The organism is Sporosarcina sp. Y1009 (assembly GCF_057669865.1).
On the sequence record NZ_JBYHFO010000005.1, the window covers coordinates 223,963 to 239,241 of the forward strand.

At 38.2% G+C, this 15,279-nt stretch carries 19 protein-coding genes; 10 read left to right on the plus strand and 9 right to left on the minus strand.

Annotation, left to right across the window (positions count from 1 at the left end; translation table 11 throughout):
* Positions 1 to 149 precede the first annotated feature (149 nt).
* Entirely contained in the window at positions 150 to 809 is a 660-nt protein-coding gene (locus tag AC25Y1_RS08645; RefSeq protein WP_488147568.1) for a VC0807 family protein, read from the minus strand.
* A 222-nt stretch (positions 810 to 1,031) separates the two neighbouring features.
* Positions 1,032 to 1,796, minus strand: a complete 765-nt coding sequence (gene pgeF / locus AC25Y1_RS08650; protein ID WP_488147569.1) for a peptidoglycan editing factor PgeF — start codon at positions 1,794 to 1,796, stop codon at positions 1,032 to 1,034.
* A 465-nt stretch (positions 1,797 to 2,261) separates the two neighbouring features.
* Between pgeF and abc-f the strand changes: the two genes are divergently transcribed.
* The 3 genes from abc-f (at position 2,262) to AC25Y1_RS08665 (ending at position 5,445) form a co-directional block, all read left to right on the plus strand.
* Positions 2,262 to 3,923 (plus strand): ribosomal protection-like ABC-F family protein, encoded by a 1,662-nt coding sequence (gene abc-f, locus AC25Y1_RS08655; protein WP_488147570.1) that lies wholly within the window; start codon positions 2,262 to 2,264, stop codon positions 3,921 to 3,923.
* Positions 3,924 to 4,244: 321 nt separating this feature from the next.
* Positions 4,245 to 4,715: an RNA polymerase sigma factor gene (locus tag AC25Y1_RS08660; protein ID WP_488147645.1), complete on the plus strand. Its 471-nt coding sequence runs from the start codon at positions 4,245 to 4,247 to the stop codon at positions 4,713 to 4,715.
* Positions 4,708 to 5,445 carry a hypothetical protein gene (locus AC25Y1_RS08665; protein ID WP_488147571.1) on the plus strand — a complete coding sequence of 246 codons (738 nt, stop codon included), beginning with the start codon at positions 4,708 to 4,710 and terminating at the stop codon, positions 5,443 to 5,445. The genes AC25Y1_RS08660 and AC25Y1_RS08665 overlap by 8 nt, the downstream gene beginning before the upstream one ends.
* 231 nt (positions 5,446 to 5,676) lie before the next feature.
* Here the strand turns inward: AC25Y1_RS08665 and AC25Y1_RS08670 are convergent, their stop codons facing one another.
* The 4 genes from AC25Y1_RS08670 to AC25Y1_RS08685 all read right to left on the minus strand — a co-directional run bounded on the left by AC25Y1_RS08670 (position 5,677) and on the right by AC25Y1_RS08685 (position 7,396).
* A complete protein-coding gene (locus tag AC25Y1_RS08670) occupies positions 5,677 to 5,862 on the minus strand; it encodes a hypothetical protein (protein ID WP_488147572.1) in 186 nt (61 codons plus the stop codon).
* Between the two features lie 58 nt (positions 5,863 to 5,920).
* Positions 5,921 to 6,100 carry a hypothetical protein gene (locus AC25Y1_RS08675; RefSeq protein ID WP_488147573.1) on the minus strand — a complete coding sequence of 60 codons (180 nt, stop codon included), beginning with the start codon at positions 6,098 to 6,100 and terminating at the stop codon, positions 5,921 to 5,923.
* 34 nt (positions 6,101 to 6,134) lie between these two features.
* On the minus strand, positions 6,135 to 6,527 hold the full coding sequence (locus AC25Y1_RS08680) for a hypothetical protein (RefSeq protein ID WP_488147574.1): 393 nt from the start codon (positions 6,525 to 6,527) through the stop codon (positions 6,135 to 6,137).
* Positions 6,528 to 6,793: 266 nt separating this feature from the next.
* A complete protein-coding gene (locus tag AC25Y1_RS08685; protein ID WP_488147575.1) occupies positions 6,794 to 7,396 on the minus strand; it encodes a TlpA disulfide reductase family protein in 603 nt (200 codons plus the stop codon).
* Positions 7,397 to 7,590: 194 nt separating this feature from the next.
* Here AC25Y1_RS08685 and AC25Y1_RS08690 point away from each other — a divergent pair, with 194 nt between their 5' ends.
* The 6 genes from AC25Y1_RS08690 to AC25Y1_RS08715 all read left to right on the plus strand — a co-directional run bounded on the left by AC25Y1_RS08690 (position 7,591) and on the right by AC25Y1_RS08715 (position 11,870).
* A complete protein-coding gene (locus AC25Y1_RS08690; protein WP_488147576.1) occupies positions 7,591 to 8,487 on the plus strand; it encodes a hypothetical protein in 897 nt (298 codons plus the stop codon).
* A 16-nt stretch (positions 8,488 to 8,503) separates the two neighbouring features.
* Positions 8,504 to 9,034: a GNAT family N-acetyltransferase gene (locus tag AC25Y1_RS08695; RefSeq protein ID WP_488147577.1), complete on the plus strand. Its 531-nt coding sequence runs from the start codon at positions 8,504 to 8,506 to the stop codon at positions 9,032 to 9,034.
* A complete protein-coding gene (locus AC25Y1_RS08700; RefSeq protein WP_488147578.1) occupies positions 9,031 to 9,435 on the plus strand; it encodes a hypothetical protein in 405 nt (134 codons plus the stop codon). The genes AC25Y1_RS08695 and AC25Y1_RS08700 overlap by 4 nt, the downstream gene beginning before the upstream one ends.
* A 30-nt stretch (positions 9,436 to 9,465) precedes the next feature.
* The gene (locus AC25Y1_RS08705; protein ID WP_488147579.1) at positions 9,466 to 9,942 is read left to right on the plus strand and encodes a hypothetical protein; all 477 of its coding nucleotides are present in this window, start codon (positions 9,466 to 9,468) and stop codon (positions 9,940 to 9,942) included.
* An 18-nt stretch (positions 9,943 to 9,960) separates the two neighbouring features.
* A complete protein-coding gene (locus AC25Y1_RS08710) occupies positions 9,961 to 10,956 on the plus strand; it encodes a macro domain-containing protein (RefSeq protein WP_488147580.1) in 996 nt (331 codons plus the stop codon).
* Between the two features lie 269 nt (positions 10,957 to 11,225).
* Entirely contained in the window at positions 11,226 to 11,870 is a 645-nt protein-coding gene (locus AC25Y1_RS08715) for a vWA domain-containing protein (protein ID WP_488147581.1), read from the plus strand.
* Between the two features lie 178 nt (positions 11,871 to 12,048).
* On the opposite strand, the gene AC25Y1_RS08720 is transcribed toward AC25Y1_RS08715, so the two are convergent.
* Positions 12,049 to 12,387, minus strand: a complete 339-nt coding sequence (locus tag AC25Y1_RS08720; protein ID WP_488147582.1) for a LytTR family DNA-binding domain-containing protein — start codon at positions 12,385 to 12,387, stop codon at positions 12,049 to 12,051.
* Between the two features lie 418 nt (positions 12,388 to 12,805).
* Entirely contained in the window at positions 12,806 to 13,012 is a 207-nt protein-coding gene (locus AC25Y1_RS08725) for a hypothetical protein (RefSeq protein ID WP_488147583.1), read from the minus strand.
* A 103-nt stretch (positions 13,013 to 13,115) separates the two neighbouring features.
* Here AC25Y1_RS08725 and AC25Y1_RS08730 point away from each other — a divergent pair, with 103 nt between their 5' ends.
* Complete coding sequence (locus tag AC25Y1_RS08730) at positions 13,116 to 13,730, plus strand: C1q-like domain-containing protein (protein WP_488147584.1); 615 nt, start codon at positions 13,116 to 13,118, stop codon at positions 13,728 to 13,730.
* 391 nt (positions 13,731 to 14,121) lie between these two features.
* On the opposite strand, the gene AC25Y1_RS08735 is transcribed toward AC25Y1_RS08730, so the two are convergent.
* Entirely contained in the window at positions 14,122 to 15,279 is a 1,158-nt protein-coding gene (locus AC25Y1_RS08735) for a M20 metallopeptidase family protein (RefSeq protein WP_488147585.1), read from the minus strand.

Consider the following 15,279-nt stretch of genomic DNA (forward strand, 5'->3'; position numbering starts at 1 on the left):
TAGATTTCCCCCTACTATCCCTGTGATACGTCTTATACACTTTTTTGCCTAAGACAAACAACAGTATAGCACGGAATTATTGGAAAATAATAGCACTATTTAACTTTGAATTTATATGTTTTAGAAGCGTGATTTAATTTGCGAGGAAATCATGGGTCGACTGTTTGTGAAATTGATGTAGATGGCTGATTGGTGCTGCGGTTGTTGACATATACTTTAACTTTAGTACCTATGAAGAAAAAACCAGCGAATATCAAACCACCAAAGAACCAGCCGCTAATTTGCATATAAATCAACACTTTCCCATAGCCTTCAACGCCATAGGAATGAATCAGCCAGGCTTTTAAAGTACTTTGGAAAATGCTACGAATGAAAAATATAACTGTTAGCAGCTGGTACCATTTGAAGATGCCTTTGCTTGAAAACAAAGCTTTGCTGTTTTTCCGTGGGTGGCCTTGTAGGTACATAAAATCTACGGCAAAATAGAGCGCTAAAGGTTTTCGAATCAGGATGGACAGACAAAATACAGCTGCATAAAACAGCCCTAGATATACTTGATTCCAGAGCATGGTCTCTGCATTGCCAGACAATAAGTTGACCGTTGTGCTTAGAAAAAGAGAGAGGAGGATGAATAAGCCACTAATGTTCACTTGGCGCTCGCGAAAAAAGCGATACAAGGTATAAATAAATCCAGGGATAGTAGATAAGAGCATAGCATAATAGTCTCCCAAAAATTCCCGGCCATAATTCCAGAGTAGAAAAGGAAGGATCATATAGTAGATCAAGTCAAAAAGTATGTGTCTGCTCATGATTTTTTATCTCCTTCCCCGCTTTTACCCATTATAAGCCAATTCGCAACATAAAGGACATCTGTTTTTGCAAAATTCGGTAATACGTGAACGCGCCAATAGTCCCGACTTGCAAGCAAACCTTCGAAGAGTGCAAGGAAACTGGGGTTGAGTGCAAGCAAAGTTCACTCATCTGCAAGGAAACTACGCCTAAGTGCAAGCAAACCCCATCCAATTCCTAACTCAGTCACTCTTTCTTACAATAAAACTTAAATGTCGCCCGCATTGTCTATCTTCGCGGTAAGAAAAGCCGTTTGGATCTTGAAACGTGCAAGTTTGGTCCATTGTAATTTGTTCAGTTGGGATGCCCGCCAACTCCAGTTGTTTTTTCACGGTTCGTTGATTGTCGATGTGGTATTTATTTGTTTGCTCATTGAAATATATAAACTCGTCCGCATAGTCAAGGTCTTTAAATTTAAGGAATACGTCTTCGTCGACTTCAAATTTCTTTTGGCTAAGGGCGGCGCCGATTTGAACTTGGAAATCTGTTGGCTCGCATTGTTCGACTTGTTTCAAGTGGTCGAATAGTTTCGTCGTGATCTCTTTTACAGTGCCTTGCCAGCCGGAATGGATGACGCCGACGAGTCCGATTTTTTCATTGTGAAAAATGACAGGAACACAATCGGCGGTGAAGCTGCATAAGACGATATTCGGTTCGTATGTGTAAAGTGCATCTGTGTCTTGAATGGCCGTCTCTAGTTGCTCAGCACCTCGTCCTTTGTCTGAGAGGTCTACTTTGTGAAAGTTCGCGCTGTGTGTTTGCTGAGCGCACACAAAGGAAGCTAGGTCGGTTTGTAGGGACGCAGCTAGTTTCGTTCTGTTTTTGATTATATTTTCAGGGTTTTCACATGCATGAAGTGCCATATTGTTGTTTTCGAGTGCGCTCTCATCTTTCATGGTCATTCCTGCAATAAAGTGCTTATTATTTACATATATTTTCGTTTTCATTTCATCACCTATTGTTAATATAGCGTAGTGTTGTGGTGATGTATAGGCGGAGAAATATATCCGACAGATGGCGGTGGATATCCGACCCAGAGGAGAGAATATCCATCGTATACTCGGGGATATCCGAAAGACTTGGATGTATATCATGCACATAAAAGCATATATCCGCAAAGCGGGACTATTCTCCCGTCTTGTTTATTCGCAATAAACACTTTTAATTCATTAAGTAGCGTGTTACACTAGCGGTAATGAAACAGGGGAAGGACTGAGCGTGGACGATGGACAACTAATCTTTGAATTCCGAGAAATTTAGGTTTTAAACAACGGAAACAGGATTAGTCTGCTCATTTTGCACAAAATAGTTCCTTCCTCAACGCGCGAGCTAGAGGTTTTTTTAAGGTTCTCTAAGACTAATCCTTTCGATTATTTTCGAAGGGATTTTTTTGTCCCTTCGTTTACGGAGGTATGGCTATGCTTATAGGAAAATTGAATGCATTATCAATTCGATATGGAGAAAACGTGATACTTGATGAGGTGACGGCGGAGATTCCCGCAGGTGCACGTATTGCGATTGTTGGGCCGAACGGGGCCGGGAAGACGACGCTTATGTCACTGGTAGCAGGCGAAATTATGCCCACATCCGGGACGATTCACTGGAATGGGAAAGCGCCATCGATGACGTATTTTCGGCAAGAACAAAAAGAAGCATCGGAAGTGAACTGGGAACAAGCCGATGCGCATATTTACCAGCGGAAGTGGAATGTGCCGGAAAAAACGGCTTATCATTTTGCGAGTGGTGGGGAGCGGATGAAGATGAGGCTTTCTGCAGCACTTGCAGAAAGAAGTAATTTGGTGTTACTGGATGAACCGACGAATCATCTGGACAGCGATAGTTTGGATGAATTGATACGGATTATCCAAGCGGGTGACGGGACCTACCTCATCGTTTCGCATGATCGGCATTTCATCGATAAAGTTGCAGATTATGTATTTGAGATTGAGTTTGGGAAATTGACAGTCTATAAAGGGAATTACACGGATTATTGGACGAAGAAGGAATTTGACCGCGAAGTGCAGCAACATCACTATGAGCAACAGCAACGTATGATTGAAAGAATTGAAGGGCAGATGGATCAGCTTGGGAGATGGTCGGAAAAAGCACATGCAGATTCAACGAAAAAAGGCGGGGCTAAAGAGTATTATCGCATGAAAGCGAAAAAGAAAGATGTGCAAATTCGTTCGAAGCGAAAACGTCTTGAAGCTGAGCTGAATAAGGAACGCATTCATAAGCCGGAGGACGAATACGACGTTTCCTTTCATATGAAAGGGCAAAAGAAAAAAGGCAGACGCGTATTTGAGTTGAAAGCTGTTCGAAAAGCTTACGACGAAGATGCGTTGTTTACCAATGTCTCGTTTACGGTGCAGGCAGGTGAGCGAATTGCGCTAGTCGGGCCGAATGGTTCAGGGAAATCGACGTTGTTTCGGATGATGCTGGGGGAAGAGGCGTACGACGGTGATTTATGGAAAACAGATGGCATGACGATTGGTTATTTGAGCCAGACGGTGTTAGACTTGCCAGAAGAAAAAACGATGGCTGAATACTTTCAAGCTGAGACGTTTAAGGAACAGGGGTTAATTCGCATAAATTTAACGAATCTTGGGTTTTCGGAAAAACAATGGGATTTACCTCTTGCTGCACTGAGTATGGGCGAGCGTCTGAAGGTGAAATTAATGCAATTCATCCTTGAAGGGACGGATGTGTTGATATTGGACGAACCGACGAATCATCTCGATTTGGCTTCGCGGGAAGCGTTAGAAAGAACGTTGGATACTTTTCCAGGGACGCTCCTATTTGCTTCGCATGACCGCTATTTCGTTGAACGGATGGCGGACGGATTACTTATATTTGAAGAAGGAATGATTCGGAAGTTGCCGATGACGTATACGGAATGGAAAGAACGCAGGGCTATGCCAAAACAGAAGTCTACGGTGGAGGACCGGCTTCGTCTTGAGACGGAACGACAGGCAGTGTTAGGCGAGTTAAGCTTGTTGAAGCCGGGCGATAAAAAGTACGAGGCGCTGGATAAAACCTTTGTGGAATTAAGTGCGCGATTAAGATCTTTGTAGCGATATTTGTTGGGAAATAATTTGGCTTGGTTCTTTTGTATAGAACCAAGCCTATTTTTATTAGATTTCGGCTGGAAAGAAGGAATTTTGCTCCCTCAAATTCAATGTTAAAGATTGGGTCATAATGGTGAGTTTTTGGTCTCCTTCGTTGTGAAAACTAAATCAGTAGTGAGAGTCTGTATACTAGTTATACGCAAAAGAAAACTTTTTCCATTTTTAATGAGCTAAATTCTAATCTAAATTGTCTAATGTATAGAAGGGGGTGCAATTCCTATTCAAAAACTTATAAAGAAAGCCAAACGGGGTAATAAAACTGCTTTTATACAATGCATTGAGCCTTATGAAGCAGATTTATACCGAATGGCATTTGTCTACATGAAAAATGAACACGATGCCTTAGATGTTGTTCAAGAAACGATTTTAAAGGCTTATGAAAAAATTAATACTTTGAAAGAAACAGCGTACTTTAAAACGTGGTTGATTAAAATCGTGATAAACACTAGCCTTTCCAATTTAAAAAAGGCAGAAAGAGTGATAAGCATTGATGAAAAGCAGTCAGCTATTTTACAAGTTGCCGCTACAGATATTTCACTAAAGCTAACTTTAAAACATTTGATTGAAAAATTAACAAATGAGGAGAAGAACGTCATACTTCTTCGCTTTTATCAAGGCCATACATTTGAAGAAACGGGTAAAATATTAGAAATACCATTAGGAACTGCGAAATCTATTTGCTATAGGGCTTTAAAAAAATTACGCATACAAATTGAGGAGGCTGATTTCTATGAATAAAATAAGAAAATCTATTGAACAAATACCACTCCCTGATAAATTGCATAAAGTTGCTTATGAGCGTTTAAATAATACCAGTACCAAAAGAGCCAAACGTTGGATGTTACCAACTGTCGCCATGCTATTCTTAATTCTATGTACTACGCCTATCGTGTTCTCAAATTATATATCAATAAGTGACTTTTTCGAATCAAAGGATCAAAAATTATCTACTATAGATGAAACAAAAATAGTAGCAGAATCCGATATTTTATCGATTACGCTAAAACAATTTATCGATTATAAAGAGAATGTATTATTAATACATGAATTAAATAATTTCCCGTATGCTTTATCAGACTTGGAGTTACTCAAACAATTAATAGAAACTGAACTATTGCTGTACGAGGCTAAAAATCATGGCGTGGTAGCAACAACACAAGAAATAAATGAATATGCTCAGCAAACGAAACAAGGAATGGCAGAAACAAATGACACTAACCTAATTGAAATCAATGAGGAACTTGCTAAGAAGTTAGGGGTTAATGTAGAAGAATACTTTACACATCCTACAACTCTAAAACAATATGAGTCAGTAATTATTTCAAATAACTTTATTACACAACTTTACTCTGAAGGTGTTTTTAATGGGCAGTATACTCAAGAACAATATAAAACTGACTTATATGAAAAATATAAAAAACAAATAAACGTGAATAAAGATTACTTGAAAGAGGCTGAAGGACTATAAATTATTTATAAGCTTAGGAATGCATCAGGTCTTTAAGTACTGAAAGTTACAGTGTTTTGAGAGCTTGGTTTGCTTGTTGAATCGAGCAAAGAGAGTCTATAAATTGAAAAGGCATTAATGAATTTCCCGTGAAAGAATATATGTAACGATGAATGCAAGTGGCCAAAATACGCCTGCACAATACAGACACGAGAATATACAGTATAAATTTGACACCACCTGAAAGTGTTTTTATTTAGTCGTAGGCCTCTTTTTTTGATCGATTAAATAAAATATACATAGTAGTAATGTGAGACTGAAAATGGCTATTAAAATATTGGCCATTAAAACGGGCATAAAGTTATGTAGGTTAAAGAAGACATGTGTTAATAAAACGATTGTCGATAGAATTATGCCTGGTATATATAATTTTTGCATGTGAAATCTCCTTTCTGGAGTTGCTGGCAATCGTAAAATAAGCATGCATTATATAGTATCAATGAAATGATAATAATCCCGTGTAAAATGCAACGATGAATGCGAATGTCCAAAAAACCCCTAAAACCTTTTGATTATGAGTGTTTCTACCTTTGTGTAAGTTCTCCAAAAAAGTGATTAGATTCAAAAACCACAAGACACCTATTATAGGCACAACAACATATATGATAAGTTCCATGAATATTACCCCTGTCTTCCAACTAGAATTATTTTTAAGGTAGTAAATCATCTATTTCTTGAATGACTTTTTCGTTTTGTACAATGTATCCTCTACTACTTTTTGAGGAGAACACGACGATATTTTCTTCCACAAATAAATAGATTTTATTCGCAGGGTTAATTTTTGAAGTAACGATATATTTTGCATCAAGTGGCCCATAAGATTCATCAGATTTTTTAAACTCAAGACTTTCAATCAATGAAGTTAACGCTTGTTGTTTTTCTTCTGAAATATCTATTGAAATAATATCCTCCGAATTGATCGTTTGAACAGCTACACCAGTCTCTCGATCAAAATATTTATCTCCTACAATATCTTCTATCATAAGGTCTTTTGAGAAAAATTGATTGTATAGAATGATAATCAAAATAACAAAGCCTATCATAAATAAACTTTTTTTAATCAATTTATCTAAGCCCCTTTTTCAATTTCATTGGATGATGAAATATTATCTCTCTTCAGTCAATATATAATAGACAACACGATCTAACAAGCTCATTTAAAAATAAGTCGTCAATCAGGAGGACGTGATATGGAATGTGAAGCATTTAGAGAACTGGTCCTGATGATTTTATACTTCATGATATTAGTCCTGATGGATAAACCTAATCAATCTCCACTAAGTGGGGCCATTGATTAGGTTTCTCTCATTCACATATTATCCATCAATTCTTTTATCTTTTCTTCATCTACCGAAGCTGAAAAGCCATCAACTATTATTCCTTCTTCATCAATCAAATATGTCGTTGGATATCCAATGATTTTATACAAACTTTCTACTTCACCTTCATCGTCTAGTAATACAGGAAAAGTTAATCCATGAGAATCTACAAACTCCTGAACCTTTTCAACCCTTCTTTCACTAGTGGTCAAATTCACGGCAATAATTTCCACATCCTCGGAGGGCTTGCTTTTTTTATAATAATTCTCCATATGAGGCATTTCAACTCTGCAAGGTCCGCACCATGAAACCCAAAAATTAAGAAGTACTTTCTTCCCTCTGTAATCAGATAACTTCACTATTTCACCAGATAGATTTTTCAATTCAAAATCAGCCGCAACATCACCTTTTTCAAATCCGAAATCGGGTCCTGATTTATCATTATTAGTGACTTGATCTTCTATTAAACCACTCGTGTACGCCTCAAATTCGGCGGATTCATCTTTTTCGGTAAAATTTGTTTTAATCGTAATAATAACCATGAAGGTAATAATCAAAACTGAAATAATCATACCTAAAAATTTATAGTTCAATAATTTCTCCTCCATAAAAAATAATATAATACATAAGATTCCCTTAATTGTAGGGTATTGCGTTGTTCATGGCAAAAAATGCCCAGTCTACACACGATATGTTTACGGATCAATATTAAACCTTGTTAAGTAGCAGGGCTTTTATATATTTTGTTGAATATAAGTAAGAGGTTATTACAATAGGGGGAAATATTATGGCCAAACTAACTACAGTGCAATTTGAAAACGCGAAATCATTTATCGGATCAAAGGCTCGTAAACTAGAAAGAGCACGGTTCGAACTAGATTTTGAAAAGGGTAGCCAGGAAAATTTGGTGAAGCAATTGCTCCATTATCAAAATGGGGACGGTGGTTTTGGTAATGGGTTAGAACCGGACTTTCGATGTAAGGAGTCCTCAGCGCTAGCGACCTCTATTGGTCTTGATTATTTATCAAAAGCGGGTATTGACGAAACGAATGAAGCTGTTCAGAAAGCGGTTCAGTATTTATTAACAACGTTTAATAAAGAAAAAATAGGTTGGCAAATTGTTCCAAAAGAAGTGGAGTCGGCACCGCGCGCTATTTGGTGGAACTATAGTGAGGATTGGGCGTGGGGGAATCCGACAGCGGAAATTATTGGACTGCTGCACGATTATAGGGGTCTAGTCCCTGCAGAGTTCCTTTGCGATTTGACGAATTATGCAATTGACTACGTGAATAATTTGGTGGAATATGAAAATCACGAACTGCTCTGTATTTTAAAATTAGCCAAGAGAATGCCTGAAAAGAAGTATGGTTTAATTTCCGATAAACTGATAGAAATGGTGAAAGCGAATGTTACGGTAGATCCTGATAAATGGGATTCTTATTGTCTTTTGCCAATCCAGGTGGTTAATTCGCCAAGGTCCGATTTCTATGAATTGTTTTCCGATATTATCCCAGCAAACTTAGATTATTTAGTTGAGAAACAAACAACGGATGGTTGTTGGGAACCTACGTGGGCTTGGGGGCAGTTTGAAGAGGATTGGGAGACAGCGAAAGTGGAGTGGAGCGGTAGTTTGACGTTGGATTATTTGAAAGTATTAAAGGCTTTCGACTGGATTGATTTGTAAGGGGGGAAACACTAATATGTCGATTACACTGGAAAAAGCTTTAGAAGCAGATAAAACTATTTTGCGAAACCTGTATTCATTATATCTACATGATCTTTCTAAATTTACTCAGCAAATCGACATTGGAGAAGACGGCTTTTTTCATTTTGAGGATTTGGAAACATTTTGGACAGTAGACGGTATTTCGCCATTTTTCATCAAGGAAAATAAGACGATAATTGGTTTTATACTGCTATTGGAACGTCCTTTCCTGAAAAAAGAAATGGACTTTGGCATAAATGATTTATTTATACTTAATAAATACAAAGGTAAAGGATTCGGCAGGCAGGCTGTGAAAGAATTATTTAAAGAGAAACGTGGACAGTATTTTGTGATTGAGCTTGTTGAAAATAAGCCGGCAGTTTCGTTTTGGAAAAAGCTTTACAAGGAATTACATATTAAATATGAAGAACGAGCAGAGTTGATTGATGAAGAGGCTTGTTTAATTCAAACATTTAGTATTCCAAAGGAGAATGCAGCCGAGTTTAACGAAAGTGTGATGTCATGAAAAAAGTAATTTTGATAACTGGAATTATTATTTTGTGTTGGACGCTTATTGGGTGCAATAACTCTGTGAAAAATATTAAAGCGGAATATTTTACGATATCTTATGGTGAAAGTTTTTATGATGCGATGAATAAGGCTGATAAAGATACCATTGATTTACTTGTAAATCATTATAATGAGATTGAATTAACCGGCACAACATCTGAAGAAATAAACTATGGGAATGAAATAAGTATTACATTTATTTATAATGACCAAATTTCTGGAGAAATCACTTTTGATGATAAAGGAATTTCAAAAATAACTGGTAAGGCTGAAAACTATACTATTAGTAAAGATAGTAGATTTTATGAAACAGCGCTTGAGGTATATTATGATATAAAGGAAAAGTATGAAAAGTAATAATGTCCACCTATGAAGGGGAGAAGTTGTATGTTTCTTAGAAAGAATAAGCTCGTTAAAGATGATCTAAAAGGCTCTGCAAAACTACTATTCAAGGATGTTTCGAAAGATGCGTGGGATCAAGAAAACTTGACGAAGGAAAATCTAGATTTCACTGTTGATAGCATTCGTTTTGTTGATTTATATTCGAAGAAACTCATGACAACAGACGTAGAATTGCTAGATAAGCATTTCGATAACTTTGTGAATCGAATCGGGGCATATGTCGGGGAAGTGATAAAAAGGAATATTATTCAGGATTTTCAGTGGTATGAATTTGACTCTGTATACAACCATTCAGCCCAACTCCACAACATTTCAAGAAATAAAAAGTCATGGACGCTTCTTTATTCCAAAAGTGGTGATTACGTAATCATGCCTTTGTTGGAGGTAGCAGACTTTTTTGAAGGAGATTCAACATATCCAAGTTTACTTAGTTATGTAGAAGAAATGATTCGACAATATTAATGAACAGGGTGGTTTGCAATGCCTTTAGAAATAGTACGAAATGATCTTACAAAGATGCAGGTAGATGTCATTGTGAACGCTGCAAATAGCTCACTTCAGATGGGCGGCGGTGTTTGCGGTGCGATTTTTAATGCGGCAGGTGCAGAGGAATTGCAATTGGCCTGTGATGAAATTGGTGAATGTCCGGTAGGGGAAGCCGTCATGACGGACGGTTTTCAATTGCCGGCGAAGAAAATAATTCATACGGTGGGCCCTATTTGGAGAGGCGGCACGGCGAATGAAGAAACACATCTTAGAAATTGCTATAAAAACTCCTTAGAACTTGCCGCCAGCGAGGGGTATCAGTCGATTGCGTTTCCGCTTATATCTTCTGGGATTTACGGTTATCCAAGGGAACAAGCCTTCCAAGTTGCCATGTCGACCATAAGCGAATTCATACTCGAGCATGATATACATGTCTATCTAGTTGTCTTTGATCAGAAGGCGTTCAGGATTAGCAAGAAACTGTTCACATCGATCACGGAGTATATTGATGAGCATTATGTTGACGAACGTGAAGTCGTTTATTCAGAGAATCGTCGGCATTTGGAAGATGAAATTTTACAAGAATCACAGTTCGACATTATAGAAGCGCCCGTTAGCAAAAGAAGTTTAGAAGATGTATTGGCTCAAATGGACGAATCTTTTTCCGAAAGCCTTCTTCGTTTAATTGATGAAAAAGGCATGACGGACGCAGCCACGTATAGAAAGGCGAATATTGACCGTCGTTTATTTTCCAAAATTCGAAATTCAGTTGATTATACACCACTTAAAAAGACTGTCATTGCTTTTGCAATCGCGTTGGAATTAAACCTTGATGAAACCATTGATTTATTGGCCAAGGCGGGCTACACATTGTCGCAGAGTTATAAATTTGATGTGATTATTGGGTTTTTCATTGAAAGGGAAGTTTTTAATGTCCATCAAATCAATGAGGTGTTATTTAGTTTTGATCAAGTGCTGTTAGGTGCTTAAAGTGAAACTTCAATCAATAAGGAAGAATTGAACTGCATTCTTCCTTATTGATTGTTAGTTGAACCAATCGGGCTTTTACTGGCTGTTGATCCCCTACTTAGAATACTTAGATTCTCCTTTAATTCTTGGGGTAGGGATCTTACAGCCAGTTACTGCGGGATAGAAAGTGTCGCTTTTGAAGCGACCTATTCGATTAAGTAACTTGTTATTCTTAGTTTGTAGAGGAAACCGGATAGAGGTTCCGGTAACAAACGAGGAGGATGACAATTATGAAAACGAATGGAACAGAATTAGTTTTTATACTAGATAGAAGTGGTTCAATGGCGGGGCTTGAGGCGGATACCATTGGTGGCTATAATGCGATGCTTGCGAAACAAAAGAAAGAAGAAGGCGAAGCGACGGTCACGACCGTTTTATTCAATCACGATATAGACCTACTGCATGACCGTATCACGATCAATGGAGTTGCACTGATTACTGAACAGGAATATGAGGTAGGGGGCACCACAGCGCTACTGGATGCGATTGGGTCGACGATTCATAAGATTGGTAATGTCCAAAAGAGAACCAGTGAAGAAGAGCGTGCCGGAAAAGTTCTTTTCGTCATTACGACAGACGGAATGGAGAATGCCAGCCGTGAATATGATTACACGAAGATAAAAGCGATGATTGAACACCAAAAAGTGACATACGGTTGGGAGTTTATCTTCCTTGGTGCTAATATCGACGCATTGTCAACGGCTTCGAAATTCGGGATTCAAGAGGATTATGCTGTAAACTATCACGCTGACAGCGAAGGCACTCAGGTTAATTTCCAAGTGCTTAATGAGGTGGTTACATCTTTTCGAAAAGGTGAAAAGATCGAGCGTGCTTGGAAGGAAAACATTGAAAAGGATTTTGAAAGTCGTAAATGATATTTTTGAATGAAAAACAGTATCCGTGAAATTGGGTACTGTTTTTTATAATTGTTTATTATAAGACAACTGTTGGGCAGAAATGAATCGTTTATGAGAGAGGGGGAAATTTAAGTTCAACGGACGCCACGATGTTAACTAAATTCCCTATAATTTCATAATCGTACACTTTGAACGCTTAAAATCCGAGCTTTTTACGAACGTTTGCAGAATACGTTTGGCTAACAGGCAACATTGTTCCATCCTTTAATGTAATTTGGATGTTTGAGGAAAAATCACGCGAAACTTCCTTGATATATGAAATATTTACAATATAAGAGCGATGGATGCGTATAAAACATGTAGGAAGCTGAAGCGTTAACTCTTTTAACGTGTAGATTGAGTGATATCCCTCGTTTTTAGTATAAAACCAAGTCTTTTTTTGCAAGCTCTCTATATGAGAAACTTCTTCTATTGCAATTGGACACCGAGAATCCTCATTTCTCCCTGTTAAAAAGGTGAGTGGTTTCTGTTTCAAAAGTGGATGCGTAGTAGGCAATATAATAATTAATGCACCTGCTGTCTCTTCGATCTGAATAGGATAGCCAATTCCGTAGTAAGCGACCCCGAAAATTGAATCGTCTACGAGTTTTTCTACTTTACACTTTTTCTTGATAACTGTTTCAGCGACACTTCCTTTCTCTATCGTTTGTTCTTTTCGAATGCGAATATCATGTGCTCCCGAAATGTGCTGCGAATACGCGTTAGCAATATTTGGTTCGTACGGTTTCTAGTTGTTCAGCACCTCGCAGATATCTGGCATATAGGGGCGGATATCCGACAGATGGGAAGGGATATCCGTCATATAAACGGATATATCCGATAGATTTGGATGTATATCATGCACATACCGAAATATATCCGTAAAGCGGGACTATTCACCCATCTCATTTGAGTCAGAAGTAGCTGGATTTGCATTGGGAGTTGAACGTGCAAGCCTCTAATATTGATGCACCAAAAATAATTAATGCGATGAATCCCTCTAAAACCTCGCTATATTTCATTTCCTTTAACCGTTCTGCAACAATGTTAGTTGCAAAACGGTTATTTGTTTTATCCACGTACAAAACCGCAATTACTCTCTTATTTGACTTCTCTTGCATGTAAGCCCATTCCCCTTTAATATTTTTACATATTATGAACTACATTGGTTCTTGTCCCATCGGATACTAATGTTAAAACTAAAAAGGAAGGTGGTGATACATTATGAGTAAATACTATGATTGTGGTAATAACCGCTCTCGCAAGAGTAATTCAAAATCTTTTCATTTACAACTCCATGAACAACAACTCTATGAACAACGGTGTAAAAAACATAAAAGCCCAGATAAAAACACCGGTAACCCGGTTGTTCATGTGAATGTAAATGGATGTTGCGACAAAAACAAGGATGACAAAAAAGTGAAGTCAGCTTTTAGGGCTATCAAAAATTTACCAACACAAATACCAGCTGTTAATACTAATTTCAAAGTTTCATTTAATAATGAACAGTTCGATTTGAATAACGAATATAACAGTAACACATCCACATTTGTTGCAAAATCTGCAGGTGTATATCTATTCACGGCTACACTTATATTCGATCCTATTAATGAGAACGTTGATTATGAATTTGGAATGAATTTAAGAGTCAATGCAGTGTCAACAGATGTAGAAGCAGATTATACAGGATTTAATGCTGCTTTCTTTAACACTGTAGACCTTAGCGAAATCGTCATGTTAAATGAGGGCGACATTGTAGAGATTTTTGCGTTCAGTACCACTCCAGGTACAGTCATTGCCGAGCCACGTACTAGTTTTGCAGGCGCTAAACTTTCTTAGGAACACGATGAGGAATTAGAAATGTCGTTAAGAAAGCTTTACCGTAAAAGGACAACCTTCATGGCAAGTCCATTTTGAAGGTTGTCTTTTATGTTGTTCTAACTTAGCAGAACATCCCTCCAAACCCATTGTTTCTTGACCGCCTGCATGACCGTATTTCGATTCAAGAGATTGCACGAATTACTGAGCAGGATTATGTAGTCGACGGCACCACAGCGCTTCTGGATGCCATTGGGTCGACTATTCATAAGATCGGCAATGTCCTAAAGAAAAAAGTGAAGAAGTGCGTGCCGTGAACAACCGTGCCGACAGTAAGGCATAAAAATATACACGGAAAAAACCAACAGAAAAGCGTGGACTTTTCCGTTGGTTTTTTAATGTTTTCAGATTATCAGTTTGCGCTCCTTAGATAGCGAATCAGCGCATCTGTAAATAATTCAACGCCGACCGCTAGCATATCTTCATCGATATCGAATTTGGGATGATGATGGCCATAAGGATGATTAGGATCACCGATTCCGATAAAGATATAAGAGGCGGGAATCTCTAAGGAATAATAGGCGAAATCCTCGCCGCCTAGGATGGGTTCAATATCAACCACGACCTCTTCCCCAAATAGGCTTGTCGCTGTTTGTTTCATGTAAGAAGTTAACTTTGGATCATTCAGTAGGGGGGGATCCCCGTGTTCGTAATGTATTTCAAAATCAGCGCCAAAAGAGTCACAGACGCCTTTAATAATCGTTTCAATGCGCTTACGAATGAATTTCGACGTATCCAAATCGAAATAGCGAACCGTACCCGACGCAGAAGCAGTATCAGGAATGACATTATAATTTGAACCAGCATTCAATGTGCCAATACTAATTACCGCTGGGTCTGTAGGCTTTAAACTACGGCTAACAATACTGTGAAGTTGTGTAATCACATGTGAAATGACAAGTGTCGGATCGATTGCATCTTCTGGCATTGAGCCATGTCCGCCTTTTCCAAGGATTTTAAATGAAAAGCGGTCCACACCTGCCATTGTAGGTCCTTCACAAACCCCGATTTGCCCAGACTTTAACGGTTGCCATAGATGATAGCCGAAGATTGAGTCCACATTTTCTAGTAGATTTGCAGCAATAAGTTCAGTAGCACCGCCTGGAATATCTTCTTCTGCATGTTGAAAGATAAGTAAGATTGTCCCACGAATATCGTCTTTTTTACTTGATAAGTAATTGGCAACTCCAAGCAAGATTGCCATATGCCCATCATGTCCACAAGCATGCATGACGCCTTGGTTTTTTGAAGCGAATGGCAGATTAGTTTCTTCATGAATCGGCAAAGCATCCATATCTGCACGTATCCCAATTGTTTTGCCTTCGTGTGTGCCTTTGAGTACGCCAATTACATCTTTACCGGTCAGTGAATAAGTTTCAATCCCCAGCGCATGTAGCTGATCCTCAATATATTGTCTCGTTTCCTTTTCTTCGTAGGAGACTTCTGGATGTTGATGGAGGTAACGGCGTTGTTCGATTACCCATTTTGTTAACTCATGATGTATTTTCAT